General features: G+C 41.6%; 14 protein-coding genes and 1 pseudogene. 11 read left to right on the top strand and 4 right to left on the bottom strand.

Annotated features, from left to right (window positions below; translation table 11 throughout):
• Positions 1-7: 7 nt before the first annotated feature.
• The gene (locus E0H89_RS02465; RefSeq protein ID WP_131214262.1) at positions 8-766 is read right to left on the bottom strand and encodes a biotin--[acetyl-CoA-carboxylase] ligase; all 759 of its coding nucleotides are present in this window, start codon (positions 764-766) and stop codon (positions 8-10) included.
• Between the two features lie 31 nt (positions 767-797).
• On the opposite strand from E0H89_RS02465, the gene E0H89_RS02460 reads away from it, so the two are divergent.
• The 5 genes from E0H89_RS02460 to ligA all read left to right on the top strand — a co-directional run bounded on the left by E0H89_RS02460 (position 798) and on the right by ligA (position 9,081).
• Positions 798-1,607: a sulfite exporter TauE/SafE family protein gene (locus E0H89_RS02460; RefSeq protein ID WP_131214261.1), complete on the top strand. Its 810-nt coding sequence runs from the start codon at positions 798-800 to the stop codon at positions 1,605-1,607.
• A gap of 198 nt (positions 1,608-1,805) precedes the next feature.
• Complete coding sequence (locus E0H89_RS02455) at positions 1,806-2,501, top strand: GntR family transcriptional regulator (RefSeq protein WP_131214260.1); 696 nt, start codon at positions 1,806-1,808, stop codon at positions 2,499-2,501.
• A 10-nt stretch (positions 2,502-2,511) separates the two neighbouring features.
• Positions 2,512-5,964 carry a chromosome segregation protein SMC gene (gene smc / locus E0H89_RS02450; protein WP_131214330.1) on the top strand — a complete coding sequence of 1,151 codons (3,453 nt, stop codon included), beginning with the start codon at positions 2,512-2,514 and terminating at the stop codon, positions 5,962-5,964.
• A 1-nt stretch (position 5,965) separates the two neighbouring features.
• Positions 5,966-6,958 carry a cell division protein ZipA C-terminal FtsZ-binding domain-containing protein gene (locus tag E0H89_RS02445; RefSeq protein ID WP_131214259.1) on the top strand — a complete coding sequence of 331 codons (993 nt, stop codon included), beginning with the start codon at positions 5,966-5,968 and terminating at the stop codon, positions 6,956-6,958.
• Positions 6,959-7,047: 89 nt separating this feature from the next.
• Positions 7,048-9,081 carry an NAD-dependent DNA ligase LigA gene (gene ligA / locus E0H89_RS02440; protein WP_131214258.1) on the top strand — a complete coding sequence of 678 codons (2,034 nt, stop codon included), beginning with the start codon at positions 7,048-7,050 and terminating at the stop codon, positions 9,079-9,081.
• A 55-nt stretch (positions 9,082-9,136) separates the two neighbouring features.
• Here the strand turns inward: ligA and E0H89_RS02435 are convergent, their stop codons facing one another.
• Complete coding sequence (locus E0H89_RS02435) at positions 9,137-10,201, bottom strand: SDR family oxidoreductase (protein ID WP_131214257.1); 1,065 nt, start codon at positions 10,199-10,201, stop codon at positions 9,137-9,139.
• A gap of 475 nt (positions 10,202-10,676) precedes the next feature.
• Here E0H89_RS02435 and ftn point away from each other — a divergent pair, with 475 nt between their 5' ends.
• A complete protein-coding gene (gene ftn / locus E0H89_RS02430; RefSeq protein ID WP_131214256.1) occupies positions 10,677-11,141 on the top strand; it encodes a heteropolymeric bacterioferritin subunit Ftn in 465 nt (154 codons plus the stop codon).
• A gap of 465 nt (positions 11,142-11,606) precedes the next feature.
• Here the strand turns inward: ftn and E0H89_RS02425 are convergent, their stop codons facing one another.
• On the bottom strand, positions 11,607-12,176 hold the full coding sequence (locus E0H89_RS02425; RefSeq protein ID WP_131214255.1) for a peroxiredoxin: 570 nt from the start codon (positions 12,174-12,176) through the stop codon (positions 11,607-11,609).
• A gap of 145 nt (positions 12,177-12,321) precedes the next feature.
• Here E0H89_RS02425 and E0H89_RS02420 point away from each other — a divergent pair, with 145 nt between their 5' ends.
• From E0H89_RS02420 to bioD, 5 genes are all read left to right on the top strand, one after another.
• Positions 12,322-13,050, top strand: coding sequence for a YqiA/YcfP family alpha/beta fold hydrolase (locus E0H89_RS02420; RefSeq protein WP_131214254.1), 729 nt, complete (start codon positions 12,322-12,324; stop codon positions 13,048-13,050).
• An 86-nt stretch (positions 13,051-13,136) separates the two neighbouring features.
• A complete protein-coding gene (gene bioA / locus E0H89_RS02415) occupies positions 13,137-14,462 on the top strand; it encodes an adenosylmethionine--8-amino-7-oxononanoate transaminase (RefSeq protein WP_131214253.1) in 1,326 nt (441 codons plus the stop codon).
• Positions 14,459-15,616 carry an 8-amino-7-oxononanoate synthase gene (locus E0H89_RS02410; RefSeq protein WP_131214252.1) on the top strand — a complete coding sequence of 386 codons (1,158 nt, stop codon included), beginning with the start codon at positions 14,459-14,461 and terminating at the stop codon, positions 15,614-15,616. Before bioA ends, E0H89_RS02410 begins: the two co-directional genes overlap by 4 nt.
• 9 nt (positions 15,617-15,625) lie before the next feature.
• The gene (gene bioC, locus E0H89_RS02405) at positions 15,626-16,396 is read left to right on the top strand and encodes a malonyl-ACP O-methyltransferase BioC (RefSeq protein ID WP_131214251.1); all 771 of its coding nucleotides are present in this window, start codon (positions 15,626-15,628) and stop codon (positions 16,394-16,396) included.
• Positions 16,393-17,043 (top strand): dethiobiotin synthase, encoded by a 651-nt coding sequence (gene bioD, locus E0H89_RS02400; RefSeq protein WP_131214250.1) that lies wholly within the window; start codon positions 16,393-16,395, stop codon positions 17,041-17,043. Before bioC ends, bioD begins: the two co-directional genes overlap by 4 nt.
• A gap of 339 nt (positions 17,044-17,382) precedes the next feature.
• Here the strand turns inward: bioD and rluB are convergent.
• Positions 17,383-18,235, bottom strand: a pseudogene (gene rluB, locus E0H89_RS02395) (23S rRNA pseudouridine(2605) synthase RluB); the annotation flags it as partial.
• Between the last annotated feature and the right edge of the window lie 30 nt (positions 18,236-18,265).

The following is an 18,265-nucleotide window of genomic DNA, read 5'->3' as shown; positions in this document are numbered from 1 at the left end:
CATTTCTCTAAAGAGAGGTTTCTAGGCGACGTAAACGTCCTTGATAAAATTGTTTTAAGCCTTCACGGGTTTCAATATTGACCGCACCATCATCCTGAATGCCTAAGAAGATACCTGAGCATAGCCCTGAATGATGCTCAAATTCTACGGCCTGATTTTTAAAAGCAGCATAGTGATTAAAACGCGCAGCCAGGTTATAACAATGATGATCAAACCATTCACTGGCTTGCTGAATGGCCATATATAATTCTGCGATCAATTCAGTACGCTGAATTACTATTAAGCCTAACTCGCGCAGTGAGGTGGCATGCTGGTCAATCTGTTCTTTCGGAATAGGCGCAAGATTAATACCGACCCCGACAATTACCTGATGCGGAGAAATGGGTTCAACCAGAATACCGCCCCATTTACCTTGCTTGCTAAATAGATCATTCGGCCATTTCACTTGCAGCTCCAAGTTCTTAAGACTTGGCATTTGTAAAATATTTAATGCAATTTCAAGGGCAAGCCGGCCATCAATGGGTGTTCGTGTATTTAGCAATGTGCTTAAATAGATGTTCCCTTCAGGGGAGACCCATTGTCGTTGGCGTTGTCCACGACCTTGAGTTTGTCTCAAACTACAGACTAAAACGCTGTGAACGCCTTTGAGTGCAATTTCACGTACATCATCATTGGTTGAAGTCGTGACTGGTTTCAGTATTAAAACTTCAGGGAGCTGATGAGCTTCGTCGAGGATTTTTTGCAGTTGTCGAGTCTCTAAATCCATTTAAATCTAAGAAATAGTTGGAATGTGAAGAATGGAGTTAATCATATATTTATTGATTGGTGCAATGGCTGGTTTTGCCGCTGGACTATTTGGTGTCGGTGGCGGCCTGATTATTGTGCCAATTTTGTATATTGTGTTCACGCAGCTGCATTATGATCCTTCGGTGATTATGCATTTGGCCATTGGTACATCATTGGCAACCATTATTGTGACCTCAATTAGCTCTGTCTCAGCGCATCATAAACGCGGTGCAGTGATGTGGGATGTATTTCGCAATTTAGCACCGGGGCTGGCTTTAGGGTCATTTTTAGGTGCCGGTATCGCTGACTATATGTCAGGTCAGGGCTTGCAGTTGCTGATTGGATTCTTTGCAGTTTGGGTCGCATACGGTATGTTTACCGGTGCAAGTCGGCCTGTTGATCCTTCGCATCATTTGCCTTCTAAAGCATTGCAACTGCTTGCAGGTGGAGGCATCGGGATTGCATCGGCTATTTTTGGTATCGGTGGTGGCAGTCTTACGGTACCGTATTTAATCCGTCATGGTGTGGTCATTCAAAAAGCTGTAGCAACTTCAGCAGCAGGAGGCTTGCCTATTGCAATTGCCGGGGCATTAGGCTTTATGTGGTTTGGCTCGAATACCTCGGTTGAAGTACCGCATAGTATTGGTTATGTGCATATTTATGCCTTCATTGGCATTAGTGTAATGAGCTTTATTACTGCAAAACTTGGGGCAAAAGTGGCACATAAGTTATCACCCGCCATGCTGAAAAGATGTTTTGCCTGCCTTTTAACTGTGGTTGGTTTATATTTTATATATCAAGGATTTTTGACCTATTTTTAATTTTAAATAAGAGAAAAATAGAATGAAAAGGTGTGCTACAGTTCAAATGTTCACACCTTTTTAGATTGGCTTTAAAGACGGATAAATTGTCTGACAATGTCATTTGTTAAATTCATAAAATGAAGTAAAAATAACAAGGTCAATATAAACGTGTGAAATTTTTTCGATTGCATCTTATAAAAACAACATAGGACGAGTATGCAAGAACAGGAAAAGGACAGTTTGTCCGAACAAATTGCAAAGCATATTAGTGAGCAAATTATTCGTGGCGAATTGGTTGAAGGTGAACGCATTCAAGAGTTGCGAATCTCGGCTGAACTCGATGTCAGCCGTGGCTCCGTGCGTGAAGCATTATTGTTGTTGCAACGCACCCACCTAATTGAAATTTACCCACGCCGTGGTGCAATTGTGTCAGAAATGTCTGCACAACAAGTTCGTGCTTTATTTGATATGAGCGCTTTGCTATTGGGACAAATTATTCATCGGGTGGCGGAAACTTGGCGCACTCATGAAGCCGAAAGAATTCAGGCCTTATTGGATCAATTGCATCAAGAGACACGTCAGGGGAATACTGAAAAATTCTACGATTTAATCTTTCAAGGCATGGCGCGCCAGCACGAAATGGTCGGTAATCCTTATTTGATGAAGTTCTATAAAGAGTTGTTGCCATCAATGCGTCGCAGTTATTTTTTAACCTTAAATATTTCTCGTCGTGAGCTAGAGGAATCATTTGAACTGTTTAAGTTAGTGACTGATGCAGTTTTGATCCGAAAATCACAACAAGCTACTTTATTTATGGATGATTTTTGTCGACACTTGCGCAACCTTGTGTTGGAATCTCTGACACGGATGAAACAAATCGAACTTGCATGGGCAAGACGTTCACGACGTTGATCAGGACATTATGCGTTTAAGCAGCTTAAAACTTTCCGGCTTTAAATCTTTTGCCGATAGTACCACTTTACATTTCAAGGCGAATCGTACCGCTGTGGTTGGGCCAAACGGTTGTGGTAAATCCAATGTAATTGATGCCATTCGCTGGGTGATGGGAGAATCCAATGCACGCCAGCTTCGGGGTGGCAGCATGCAGGACGTCATTTTTACCGGTACTGCCAAACGTAAACCAGTTGGGGTAGCAAGTGTAGAACTGCGCTTTGATAATACCTATGGCAAGCTCGGTGGTGCATACAATGCCTATAATGAATTGGCGGTACGTCGTCAGGTCAACCGCGATGGCAAGTCTGAATATTTTTTAAATGGCACCAAATGCCGTCGTCGTGATATTACCGATATTTTCTTAGGGACAGGACTCGGTCCACGTTCTTATGCGGTGATCGAACAGGGCATGATTAATCGTTTAATTGATGCCAAACCTGAAGAAATGCGGGTGTTTATTGAAGAAGCTGCCGGCGTTTCACGTTATCAGGCGCGTCGTCGCGAAACATTATTGCATCTAGATCACACCACGCAGAATTTATCGCGCCTTGAAGATATTGCATCGGAACTCAAGTCACAGCTGAAAACCCTGAAACGTCAATCGGAATCCGCAGTTCAATATAAAGAACTCGAAACCCAGATTCGTACCATTAAAGTTGAAGTGTTGTCTTTTCAATGCGAACAAAGCAGCCGATTACAGCAAGAATATACTCTTCAGATGAATGAATTGGGCGAAACATTTAAATTGGTTCGTTCAGAACTGACTACTTTGGAACATGATTTAACGGCGACCAGTGAACTGTTTCAACGACTGATTCAGCAGTCCACCCCATTGCAAAACGAATGGCAACAGGCCGAGAAAAAATGCTCTGAATTGAAAATGACACTGGAACAGAAACAGTCCTTATTCCAGCAAAATACGACCACTTTAAGTCAGCTGGAACAGCAAAAACTACAGACCAAAGAGCGGCTACAACTGATTGAATTGCAAATTGAAACTTTGCAGTCTCAACAGGAACAGCAGACTGAACAATTACAGCTAAAAGAAAGCCAGGGACAAGACCAGAACCAAAATCTGGGTGATTTAAAGGCGCAGCAACAACAGGTGCAGCAACAGTTTGAACTGGTTAAAGCCCAGGTTGAGAAACAGCAACAGCAAAAAATGCAGATGCTGGCGCAAAGTGAGCAATTAGCTAAAAATATTGCCCGAATCGAACAGCAAAAGCAGACTCTGCAACAGCAAACAGCACAGCTTCAACACCAAGATCAGCAAGATGATATTGCACAACTTGAAAGTGAAAAAGTTCAACTTAGCCAGCAAATTGAACAGTTAGAACAAGCCATTCAAATGCAGAAAAAATCATTAGAGTCAGTGCAAGCGGAGTATGCGCAGCAGAAAAATGATGTTTCGAATTTGAAATCTGCCATTCAGGTGTTGCAATCGGAACAGAAAAACCTGAATCAATTGCTGATTAAGAACAGTCCGAAATTTCAGAATGATGCTGTGCAGTTGATGCAGGTCTTAAAATTAAAAGATCTGGCCAAAGCACATGCCAATTTAATTGAAAAATTTTTGGCGAAATGGCTCTCTGCACACCTCATTGATACCGAGGCTGGTTTTGGTGAGAGTATTGCCCGTCAGTTGAAAAGCAATAGTTCGCAAGATCAGATTCAGATCGCTGGTTTGTCTTGCTTGGCTGACTGGATTGAATCGCCACAGCATTCCATTTGGCAGCAAGTGGCAGTTGCAGACAATCTAAATCAAGCCTTGTCTTTGCAAAGCCAATTAGGCATGGGGCAGTCCATTTTAAGTTTGGATGGCTATCATGTGGGTGCGGATTGGGTAATTGGCCTGTTTTATGATGAAGCAAGCCAAGCCGGACAAGGGGCACTCAGCCATCGTATCCGTTTAGATGAAATTGAAACTGCACTGGCACAGCAGCTACCTCAGCTTGAAACTGCGGAACAGCAATTGCCAGCTGTGTTACAACAGATTCAAAACCTGCAAAAAAAAATTCAGGACCAGCAAGGCCAGTTAAAGCAACAGCAAAAGGCGTTGCAGCAAATGGATGTCAATATTGCCAAAGTACAAAGCACGGCTCAGGCATTTTCAGTCCAAAAGCAGCAATTGCAAAATCAGTTACAACAACTGGATGAGCAGCTGGAAGAAGATGCTATGCAAAAAGATGATCTGGAAATTGATTTGCATGCGTTGAATTTGAAACTTGAGCAGGCCTTACCAAATTATAAAACCCTGCAATTTCAAGTTGAGGCACTGACCGAGCAGCTTGAAAACACTCAACACACCTGGCAACAGGCTCAACAAGAGTTGGAGTTGCTGCGTCGTCAAACGACTCAAACCGGACAGCAAGCTGAATTACTGGAAAAAGATGCATCATTCTTAAAAGCGCAATATCAGCAGATTATTGCGCAAATGGAGCAAGCGAAAAGATTTGTCGATCCGGTACAGCTGGAACTGCCGGCATTAGAGTCGCAATTTAATCAACAATCTCAAGTCACCGAAAAGTTGCAGAAAACCTGGAATGAGTGGCAAGTTGAACTGAATAACATTCAGGAAAAACAGCAAAGCCTGACTGAGCAGCGCCATCAGCATCAACAGCAGGATGAAAAATTACGTGGTCAATTGGAACAAAAACGTCTGGCTTGGCAAGTCGCTAAATCCGATTTTCAACATTATTCAGAACAACTCCATGCTTTGAATAGTCAAGTGATTAGCGGTTTAAATATTGATATCGTTTCACATCAACAACAGCTGGAAATAGCCCAGCAACGCTTTGAAAAATTGGGTGCGGTCAATTTAGCCGCTTCCGAAGAATATGAGGAAGTATCCAAGCGCTTTGAAGAGCTGAGTCATCAAATTGAGGACCTGAAAAAAACGGTTGATCAATTACAAGGGGCGATGAAAAGTATTGATCAGGAAACCCGAAAGCTATTTATGACCACCTTCGATCAGGTCAATCTTGAGCTGCAAAACTTGTTCCCGAAAGTATTTAATGGCGGAGAAGCGAGTTTAAGCCTTGAAGATGACTGGCAATCGGGTGTAAAACTAATGGCTCGACCACCGGGTAAACGTAATAGCTCTTTAGCACTGTTATCGGGTGGTGAAAAAGCATTAACAGCATTGGCATTGGTATTTGCCATCTTCCGTTTAAATCCGGCGCCGTTTTGTGTTCTGGATGAGGTGGATGCTCCTTTGGATGATGCAAACGTGGGTCGGTTTTGTAATTTGGTAAAAGAACTTTCTGAACAAGTCCAATTCATTTACATTACCCATAATAAAGTTGCAATGACGATGGCAACCGATTTGTTAGGTGTTACCATGCCAGAAGCCGGTACATCAAAATTAGTCACTGTCGATTTGGAACAGGCAAAAGAATACGGTTTAGTCGCGGAGTCATAATATGGAAATCACCACCGTCGTTGGTATAGTTATCGCCGTTATCATTATGTTATTCGGTTTAAGAATACTGCTAAAAAAACCTGCTGATGCAGCACCATCATTAGATTCAGAACTTCATGTCGACACAGATAGCCAGAAACCGGTGATTCCTCGCCATGTCCGTGATCAATTACAAAGTACCAATGAGCCATCAAGTATAGAACGTGTTGAACCGACTTTGGCAGAACCCGCTGTTGAGCTTGCTCAAGGTTCACATAAGACAGAAGCAAATAAGACAGAAGGAAAAACTGAGAAGGCTGAAGTTCAGACACCAGTCGCTGCTGCGACAGAAAACACGGATCAGGTCGAATTAACAGCAGATTCAGTCGTCAAAATGGATGATGCTGCATTAGACCTTACAAAAGATAAGGCGAGTCAAGCTGACAAAACTGCAGCCAAAGATTCAGAAGAACTCAGCCTGAACGGAACAATTGAAAAAGCTGAAATTTCAGAGTTTGAGGATGAAAGCAGTATTCTGGATGAACATTTACATGAGCAGCAACGTGTTGATGAAGAAAGTGCTTTATCAACAGCGGTTGATTTTATTGCATTAAATGTTTACCCAGAACGCCGCATTCTGTCAGGTGAAAAAACCTTAAAAGTATTGCTGAAGTATGGTTTGCGTTTTGGTGAAATGGCGTGTTTTCATCGCTACAGTCAAGACGATAGCAAATTACTCTTTTCAGTTTTACAAATTACCGATGAAGGCGCAGCTGGCTTTGACCTTGAAACCTTATCGACTGAACAGGTGAAAGGTTTAGCATTCTTCTTGGCCTTGCCACATAGTGATGTGCAAAATGCCTTTGATACAATGGACAGTCTTTCACGTCTGATTGCACGTGAAATTGATGGCACCGTTTATGATCAGAACAATCAGGAATTTACGCCACAGTTGCGTGAGCAATGGCGCCATCAGGCAATTGACTATCGTTCAAAACAAAATGCAGAAGTTTAGTTTGAAACTGGACAATGCGATTTCTATAATGGCGAGTATATAAAATTTTTTAAGGGCGGAAATAAACCGCCCTTTTTTATGGTGTAGAAATGACTCAAGATTCAACTATCAAAGCGCAAATGCGTCAATTGATTCAAATTTTAGCCAAGCATAATCATGCCTATTATGTGATGGATGAACCAAGTATTGAAGATAGTGAATATGATCAACTCTTTCATCAGCTTAAAACCTTAGAAGAGCAATATCCTGAATATATACAAGCTGATACACCGACCAATAAAGTGGGAGGAAAGGCACTCAATAAATTTGCAAGCGTGACCCATGCGGTGCCCATGCTGTCATTAGGGAATGTGTTTAATCAAGAAGACCTGTATGCTTTTGCACGCCGTGTAGAGGAGCGTTTACCCAATCAGAAAATTCAATATGATGTTGAATTGAAGTTTGATGGCTTGGCCATTTCCCTCTGGTATGAACATGGTATTTTGGTTCGTGGCGTAACGCGTGGTGATGGTGAAACGGGGGAAGATATTACCCATAATGTCAGAACCATTCGTAACTTGCCTAAAGTACTTTCATCTGTTCAAGGTTCAGTTCCCGTGCTACTAGAGGTTCGTGGTGAAGTTCTGATGCCAAAAGCCGGCTTTGAGAAACTCAATGCGGAAAATGAAGCCAAAGGTGAAAAGACCTTTGCCAATCCGCGTAATGCTGCGGCAGGCAGTTTACGTCAGCTTGACCCAAATATTGCCGCATCACGTCCTTTGGCCTTTTATGCCTATGGAATTGCGCAGTGTGAACCACATCATGGTCAAACCACCATGTCTGCCAGTCTGGAATGGCTCACTCAGTTTGGCTTTGCGGTAGGGGAATGCCATTTTATTTGTGACAGCATTCAGCAAGTGCAGCAACGCTATGAAGAAATCAATGCGAAACGACCGAATTTGAGTGTCGAAATTGACGGCATGGTCATTAAAGTCGATAGCTTAAAACAGCAAAAACAATTGGGTTTTTTAAGTCGTGAACCACGTTGGGCAACGGCGTACAAATTTCCGGCGGTTGCCGCTTTAACCACGGTTGAAAATATTGACTGGCAAGTGGGGCGTACCGGTACTTTAACGCCTGTCGCGCGTTTGAATCCGGTTGCAGTGGGTGGGGTAACGGTATCCAATGTGACTCTGCATAATATTGGAGAAATCCATCGTTTAGATGTCCGCATTGGCGATACGGTCAGCGTGTACCGTAGTGGTGATGTAATTCCCAAGGTAGAAAAAGTCTGGCCGGAATTCCGCCCAGAGGATGCAGTTGAAGTTCATCTTCCAGAACAGTGTCCAATGTGTGAATCACCTGTGGTGATGCCGGAAGGTGAAGCACTGGCACGCTGTTCAGGTGGTTTATACTGTGCTGCACAGCGTATTGAAGCGATTCGTCACTTTGTTTCGCGTAAGGCCATGGATATTGAAGGTCTGGGTGAGCGTTGGGTGGAATCTTTATTACACCTCGATTTATTGAAAAATGTGGCTGATATTTATTGTCTGCATGAACATCGGGAACAGTTACTCACCATTGAAAAAATGGGCGAAAAGTCTGTTCAGAACCTGTTTGATGCGATTGAAAATAGTAAGAAAACCACGCTTGCTTCATTCATTTATGCACTTGGAATTCGCGGTGTCGGTGAAACTACAGCGCGGATGCTTGCCAATACGTTTCAAACTTTTGATGCTCTTAAAGCCGCTGATCTTGAAGCCTTAAAGAAAACCCCAGATGTCGGTGATATTACCGCTGAATGGATTATCGATTTTTTCCAAGCCGAACATAATCTGGAAGTAGTGAACCGTTTGCTTGAAGCAGGAATTCACTGGGATGCACCCATTGCACCAACACGTCAGCCACTTAATGGTGAGAGCTGGGTGGTCACTGGTACGCTAAGCAGTATGGGACGTGATGACGCGACACATTTACTGCAAGCTTTAGGTGCGCGTGTCAGCGGTAGCGTGTCGAGTAAAACCAAATGCGTGGTTGCAGGTGAGAAAGCGGGTTCTAAACTTGAAAAAGCTGAAAAGCTGGGCGTACGAGTGATGAATGAAACCGAATTTTTAAGCTTGATGGCTGAATACGGACAAATGTAAAGTTCAACTAAAAAGCCACCGCAAAGGTGGCTTTTTAGTTGGTGAGATTCAATATTTAAAGGTATTTCTTCACCACCCCATCATCGAGTAACTGCTGGAAATGCTCAATCAAACTGGTTTCAATGTTACGGTATTGCATGCCGAGTTGTTGCTGGCTTTTATGGGCATTAAAATAGATCGGATAACCCATATTTAGTTCAACAAAAGATTTGGAAAACCCAGCCAAAGGACCAAACAGTTTGAAAGCCGCTTTCGGGAGCTGGTTACGCGGGAAAGGGAACTTAGGACCAAAGTTCTGACGTAAAATTTTCCCCATTTCCAATAAGCTTAAAGTGCCGCCACTAATAATATAGCGCCCTTTAGCATCAGGGTTAAATGCAGCTTGAACGTGTGCCTCTGCAACATCCCGGACATCGACAATACCATTCCACATAGGCGGTACGCCAAGTAAAGTCATGCCGTTGGCAAACTGCTGTAGAACTTCTACACTGCCTGACTGGGTATTTGCGGTTAATGAGGGACCGAGAACCAGCGCCGGGTTAATACACACCAGATCCCAACGTTGTTGTGCTTTTTGCATCTCCCAGGCTTTACGTTCTGCCATGACTTTAGAATAAGAATAGGGCTGATGTGTTTTAGAACTGGTGGTATTCCAATGCGACTCATCAAACTCATTCTTTGCGGTGTGTTGAATATCTATGGCATCGCCATAAGCCGCAGCAATACTTGAGGTCACGATCACACGCTTCACTGAATCGGTTTTATTAACACTATTCAATACATTTTCAGTGCCTAAAATAGCAGGTTCAATAATATCTTTTACCGCATCTTTAAAGTTGTTCACTACAAAAGGCGATGCCATATGTAACACGATTTCACAGCCCTGCATGGCTTCATCAAATGAATTTGCTTCAAGTAGATTGGCTTTGAAAAGTTTAAGTGTGCCCTTGGTTTCAGCGGCAATTTTATCCAAATGTGCAAAGCTTGGTTTTTTATTCAGGTCGCGGACAGTAGCATGCACGGTATGACCTTGTTCCAGTAAATTTTTAATCACCCAACTGGCGATGTAGCCTGTAGCACCTGTCACAAGAATGGGAGCGCTGTGTTGTGGATTCGTCATGAGGTAAACCATTGTTGTTTTTAAATTTACATATATCTTAGTGGTAAATCACGAGCTTGTCTTTGACTGATTGATGCTTACTTTAGCTAAACTTTGTACGTAGCCATGCGCCTTTTATTATTAATAAATACTGCACATGGATTTAATTCATTTAAACGAGCAGGATATGCTGCTGAACGACAGTCTCGTAATACAGGTATCGCGAAGTTCATGTCTTTTATTGGCTGATGAAATAAGAACCATTTGTACTCGTTACAAATCTTAAAAATATACTTTTACAGTTTAAATAAGCCTTGGGGAAATTGCTTCAATGGCGCAAAGGCTTATTTTTTATATGGAAAGTTTTGTTAAATTACTGCAAATGCGTATGTTTCTCATTTTAATTTTATAAAAATCATAAACTTACATAATTTTTATTTTGCATTCAAGGTTGGTTTTGTCCATAATGTTAGAAAAAGGGTATGGAGTAATTGAAATGCGTGGCAATCCAGAAGTCGTAGACTATCTAAATATGTTGATCGGTGGTGAACTGGCGGCTCGTGATCAATATCTTATTCATTCTCGTATGTATGAAGATTGGGGTTTAACGAAGATTTTTGAACGTATCGATCATGAAATGCAAGAAGAAGCATCGCATGCCGATGCGCTTATTCGCCGTGTATTGTTTTTAGAAGGTACACCGAATATGAACCGTGATGACATCGAAACAGGAGAAGATGTGGTCACGTGTTTAAAAGCAGATTTAAAACTCGAATATCATGTGCGTGAAAAATTGGCGCAAGGTGTGAAACTTTGCGAAGAAAAAGGCGATTATGTGAGCCGTGAGATGCTTCGTCAGCAAATGTCTGATACTGAAGAAGATCATACCTACTGGTTGGAGAAGCAAATTCGTCTGATTGAGCTGATTGGTTTACAAAACTATATTCAATCACAAATGTAAGATTGCAGAGATAGATATAGAAAGCCTGACAAGAGTCGGGCTTTTTTCTATCTTAAATTTTTATTATTTGTGCCGCATCATATTAGACAACTTGTATAAGTCAAAAATGTTCAATACTGGATTTTGAAAATCGGCACTGCCTCCTTTGATTGATTCAATTTTTATGCTTTTGCGTAGGCATTATCTCTATTTTTGAAAGATTAAAATGAGAACATCAAAATATATTTTGAGTTCGCAAGGAAAACCTTTTGTCCCCATGCACGACATCCTGAGTCAGTTTTAAGCACGGCTTTAAAATGCAGCGCAAGGGATAGGGAACGTGTGGCATCCATGCCACATTCATGACTGTAATGCCTACTAAAATTTATTTTTAATTTTGGTTTTAAGAACGACTTATAGTAATTGAAAAATGATTTACGAAAGAAGTATATTGTCTAGATTTTTAATATTTGAATAATCGAAGATCTATTTAGAAAACTTTTGAATATCTGCCAAGACTTGAGCAGCATGCGATTGTGTATCTACGCTATTATAGTGATAAACAATGGTTCCTTTGGGATCAATCAAAAAGCTTTCCCGCTTGGCTATTTTAGTAATGCCCAGATTTCGGACAATCCCGAATTGATCTGCCAATTGATGATTATTGTCTGCCAAAATGGGAAAAGGTAAACCCAATTTCTCTGAAAATTTTTGATGAGACTTCACATCATCCAGACTGACGCCTAATACCACAGCATTGCTTTTTAAAAATTGCGGATACAGTGCCTTGAATTGATTGGCTTCTTGGGTACAACCGGGTGAATTATCTTTAGGATAGAAATATAGAACGATCCATTTGCCTTTATATTGGCTTAGTGAATGCCATTTGCTGTTTTGATCCTGTAATTTAAAAGCGGGAGCTGATTTTCCAACCCATTGTTTTTGAGATGTTTCAGACTTTGAAAAAATGGAACTTTCAGCAGATGCAAGCTGAGAAAAACTTAAGCTTCCACTTATACAGAGCAGAGTGATTATGCATATTTTAGAAAGGTTCATAACATTCTTTTTGTTGTGATATCTCTAAATACTAACAAAATTATATTGATATGAGGTACATGATTTTTGATGGATTTTGTGCAGTTTAAAAACAATGAAATTTTATATACTGTAGTCAGTCAGAGCACGGATTTAAGGATTAACATTGCAGCAACGTATTTTACTCATCACAGGCTGGGGGGGTGGCACCAAATTGCTTAATCCTTTGGAACAGGCATTACAACAACAAGGCCATCAAGTTGAGTTGATCAATATCTTTAATGCCTTGGATGAGCAGATAGTGCAACAACAGGTTGAACTGGCTAAACAGTTTGATGTGATAGTAGGTTGGTCTTTAGGTGGACAATTGGCCGCTTTGCTGGTGGATCAAATTGAACAACAATATACACAACAAAAAGTCCTTATTACCCTCGCTTCTAATCCTCGTTTTGTGGCCCACGACTCATGGCAAACTGCAATGGATCAACTCACCTTTCAGCAGTTTCAACAGTCCTTTGAACAGGATGCCATTGCGACATTAAAGAAATTTGGCTATATGGTCTGTCAGGGGGTGAAAAGTACCAAGGCAGATTTCATCACTTTGCAAAGTTTAATTCAGCCGCAGCAAATTCAGCTATTAAAGCAAGGTTTAAATTTATTGGAGAAATTAAATGTTGCAGATATATTAAAAAAATATCCAGGGAATCAATATCATTTGCTCGCACAGCAGGATGCTTTGGTTAGCTGCAAAGTTACGGAAAACCTTCAAAATTTCAATGCAAAATTTTTAGAAGCGGATCTGATGGCTGGTTCGCATGGCTTCCCTATATTTAATGTAGAAGAAACAACTGACAAAATCTGCCAGTATTTAAAGAAAATAAAACAAACAACTTAAGAAATGGCTTATATCGCAATTTCTTTTTATTCGGTGTCAGTTTAAGATCTGAAAATTAGAATTTTTATGCATTGTTAGAGGTAAGGATGACCCAGTTAACTGATCTGGAATTTGATCTTGAACATATTTGGCATCCTTATACCTCCATGACACAACCATTGCCGACATTTAAAGTGAAACAGGCTTATGGTGCAATCATTGAACTGGAAGATGGACGACAACTGATTGATGGGATGTCGTCTTGGTGGTGTGCCATTCATGGTTATAACCATCCTGAGCTGAATCAGGCAGTAACGGATCAATTGCAAAAGATGTCGCATATCATGTTTGGTGGATTTACCCATGATCCCGCAATTAAATTGGGAAAATTACTCTTAAAAATCACCCCGCCAAGTCTGGATAAAATTTTTTATGCCGATTCAGGGTCGGTCGCTGTTGAAGTGGCGCTGAAAATGGCTGTGCAATACTGGTCTGCAAAAGATGGAGCTTCAAAAAATGGCTCTGCACAAGGTCAGACTCAAAAGACCAATTTCGTGACCCCGCGTTCTGGCTATCACGGCGATACCTGGAATGCGATGTCGGTCTGTGATCCAGTTACTGGCATGCATCAGATTTTTGGTTCCAGTCTGCCAAATCGTTTCTTTGTTTCGGCACCGCAAGTCGGTTTTTATGATGAATGGAATCAGGACGATATTGCTGAACTGGAAAAAACTTTAGCTGAACATCATCAAACCATTGCCGGTTTAATCCTTGAACCGATTGTGCAGGGTGCAGGCGGGATGCGGTTTTATCATCCTGAATATTTACGTCAAGCCAAATTGCTCTGTGAAAAGTACCAGGTGCTGTTAATTTTTGATGAAATTGCCACGGGTTTTGGGCGTACCGGCAAGCTATTTGCATGGGAACATGCACAAGTTGAACCGGATATTATGTGCATTGGCAAAGGTTTAACTGGCGGTTATATGACGCTCTCGGCAACCTTAACGACAAAGCAGGTTGCGGAAACCATTAGTCAAGGTGAGGCGGGTGTGTTTATGCATGGTCCAACCTTTATGGCCAATCCACTGGCATGTGCTGTCGCGTTGAAAAGTACCGAAGTTTTATTGGCACAAGATTGGCAAGCGAATATTCAGCGTATTGAAAAACAATTAGATCAGCATTTACAGCCTCTGTCACAACTTGACTATGTACAGGATGTGCGGATATTGGGTGCCATTGGCGTGGTTGAACTGAGCTTTAATATCGATATGAAAACCTTGCAACAACAGTTTGTTAAGCGCGGTATCTGGATACGTCCATTTGGTAAACTGGTATATGTGATGCCACCGTACGTAATTAGTGAGCAAGAGCTGAATACTTTGCTAGAGCAATTGGTTGATGTGGTTGAGCAGATGCAAGAGGTTTCAGCATGAACCTGTTGAATGACTATGCAGCAAAGCTGGATGAATTAAAGCAACAGGGCAATCTGCGCCAATTTACTTCCAATGTTCAGCATGGTCGTATGATCGAAATTAAGAATCAGAAGATGCTCAATCTTTCATCCAATGATTATTTGGGTTTGGCCTCTGACTTGAGTTTACGTGAACAATTTTTTGATGAAACGCCAAATGAGCTGCGGATCATGAGTTCATCATCTTCACGTTTGCTGACCGGTAATTTTCCTGAATATGAGCAGTTAGAGGCTAGCTTAAGTCAGGCTTTTCATGGTCGCGCTGCACTGTTGTTTAACAGTGGCTATCACATGAATATCGGGATTTTACCTGCACTGAGTGACAGTAAAACCCTTATCTTGGCTGATAAACTGGTACATGCCAGCATGATTGATGGTATTCGTTTATCTACGGCCAAATATGTGCGTTATCGTCATAATGACCTGCATCATCTAACCCAGCTTTTGCAAACTTACCATGCAGATGAAGCTTTTGATCGCATTATTGTAGTGACTGAATCTATTTTTAGTATGGATGGTGATGAAACAGATTTAGCTGAACTGATTCGGATTAAAAAGCAATTTGCTAAAGTCATGCTGTATGTCGATGAAGCACATGCCATTGGGGTACGAGGAGAGCAAGGCTTAGGGTGTGCTGAACAATATGGCGTCATTGATGATATTGATTTGCTGGTGGGGACATTTGGTAAAGCGCTTGCATCCGTTGGAGGCTATCTGATTTGTCATCCCATCATCCGTGAATATTTGATTAATAGTATGCGACCGCTGATTTTCAGTACTGCGCAGCCACCGATCTGTATGGCTTGGACTGATTTTATTTTTCAAAAAGTTTTAACTTTAAAAAATGAGCGCCAGCATTTAAACAATATCAGTCAATCCCTACAGCAAGCGGTTTTAAACAAAGGTTTTGCTTGTCCTTCAACCTCACATATTGTGCCGGTGATTATCGGAGAGTCGCAAAAAACCGTAGAGAAAGCAATGCAGTTACAGCAGGCCGGTTTTTACATCATGCCTGTTCGTCCACCGACTGTACCTAAGCATGGCTCAAGATTACGTATTTCACTGACTACACAAATTAGCCAAACTGACCTTGATCAGCTTGTGACGTTGTTGTGAGTTTGCAAGGTGAATATTGATAAATTACAAGTCGCGCAGCGCTTTGAAAAAGCAGCGCAAAGCTATACTCAACATGCGGTAGTGCAAAAACAGATATGCCAAGATTTAATTCGATTGATGCAAGAACATTTATCTAAAAACAGTTTAGATTGTGTTTTTGAAATTGGCTGTGGTTCGGGAAATTTAAGTCATTTGCTGATGCAGCATTTTGCAATCAAACAACTGTTTTTAAATGACCTGTATCCTGAAGTTCAGCAGCATTTTCAAGCTAAAGAAAATTTGCAATGGCTGATTGGTGATGTAGAACAACTGAATTTTCCACAAACATTTGATCTGATTACTTCCAGTTCAGCTTTGCAATGGATTGCTGATCTGGATGCCGTTTTTAAAAAATGTTCTGAAGCTTTAACGCAGCAAGGCTATTTGTGTTTTTCGACTTTTGGTCAGCAGAATTTAAAAGAGATTAAGGCATTGACTGGACAGGGTTTGGGTTATCTAGGTATTGAATCTATTCAGCAAAAGTTGCTGCAGCAGGATTTTGAAATTTTGCATCTTTCAGAAGGTATGGAAACATTAACTTTTTCACATCCTAAAGAAGTACTGCAACACTTAAAAGCCACAGGCGTTACTGCAACCGCATCGCGGCATCGCTGGACTAAACAGTCATTGCAGCAGTTTTATCAAGATTATCTGCAATTTTCAGAGCTTGATCAGCGTGGCCAACGCCATTATCAGCTGAGTTATCATCCTATTTATTGCATTGCACGGAGCAAGCCATGACCGCAGCGGTTTATTTTATTAGTGGTATTGATACCGGTATTGGCAAGACCTATACCACGGGTTATCTGGCAAAGTTATGGAATGAGCAGGGCAAAAAAACCATTACCCAAAAGCTGATCCAAACCGGCAATACCGATATTTCTGAAGATATCGAACGGCACCGTGAAATTATGCAGATGGGCTGGTTTCCGGAAGATGAAAGTAAACTCACCATGCCAGAAATTTTTACTTATCCCGCATCACCACATTTGGCGACTAAAATTGATGGTCGTGAAATTGATTTTCAGAAAATTGAAGATGCCACTCAGCAACTGGCGAATAAATATGAAGTGGTTTTGCTGGAAGGTGCAGGTGGCTTGATGGTGCCTTTAACCACAGAATTACTGACGATTGATTATGTAGCAAGAAAGAAATTTCCTGTAATTTTAGTCAGTTCGGGGCGTTTGGGCAGTATTAACCATACTTTACTGAGCTTGGAGGCTTTGAAAAGCCGTGGCTTGGAACTTTACGCTTTGGCCTATAACCTAAATGACGAATCACAAGATGAGCTTATTTCTAAAGATACCTCAGAATATTTAAAAGCATATTTGGCGGAAAATTTTCCACATGCACAATGGATCGACATACCCGTTTTACCGTCCTTTTAATCCTTTTTCATGCAAAGCGGAAATAGGAAATAATGGAAGTCATAAAAAACCACTCGAATGAGTGGTTTTTTTACTTTAGAAATTAAAACTTCTTAAAGCCTTTATTGATGCCGAATGGTTTGCGTGGTGCATTTTCATCACGGCGTTCACGTTGGCCATAAGTCACTTGGTTACCAAAATTTTCCGGGCGACGTTCGCGCTGTGTAGATGTATTGGTATTAGTGTCTTGGCGAGTTTCACGCTGCACATATGTACCTTGACTATTGTCTTGACGACGTTGACCAGAGCCATTTGGGTTTTCACGACGTTCGCGGTTGAAAGCTGGCTTTTGAACGTCTTCTTCGTTATCACGACGTTGCTGACGTAAATAACCACCACGACGTGCAGCCATTGGTTTTTCCTGCATACGTTCGTTACGACGTTTTGCCATACCAAACAAGCCCGTACCTTGACGTGGCTTTAACTCAACCGATTTGGTTAAGTTGTCGATGTCGCCTTTATCAAGCTCCATCCAGCGGCCTGTACGAAGTTCGCGAGGTAAAATGACAGTCCCATAACGGGTACGCAGCAAGCGGCTAACTTTAAGACCTTGAGATTCGAAAATACGACGAACTTCGCGGTTACGACCTTCTTTTACCACTACTTGATACCAGCGGTTAATCCCTTCACCACCAATTTCAGAGAATGATTCAAATTTTGCCGGACCATCATCCAGAACAACGCCATTGGTCATATTGTTTTTAAGTTGTGGTGTTACTTCACCCATCACACGCACGGCATATTCACGTTCAATTTCGTTTGAAGGGTGCATTAGGCGATTCGCCAACTCACCATCATTCGTGAACAATAAAAGACCAGTCGAGTTAATATCCAGACGGCCGACCATCACCCAGCGGTCACCTGGAATTGCTGGAAGCTGTTCGAATACGGTCGGACGTGATTCAGGGTCATTGCGTGAACAAATTTCACCTTCTGGTTTGTAGTAAATCAGAACACGACGACGAATTTCGTCTTCAATCTGAAATTGGACTTTACGACCATCGATGCGAAGCTCATCACCTGGTTCAATGCGTTCACCCACTTGGGCAACACGTCCGTTGATACTTACACGACCAGCGGCAATGACTTCTTCCATATAACGGCGAGAACCCAAACCAACGCGTGCAAGCACCTTTTGTAATTTTTCACTCATGACAGCATAACCTTAGAAATTATCATCAAC

Origin of the sequence: Acinetobacter sp. ANC 3781, assembly GCF_004331285.1 — a bacterium.
Classification (GTDB): Bacteria; Pseudomonadota; Gammaproteobacteria; order Pseudomonadales; family Moraxellaceae; genus Acinetobacter.
Note: the sequence above shows the minus strand (reverse complement) of the source record. Positions and strands in the feature narration are given on the sequence as shown.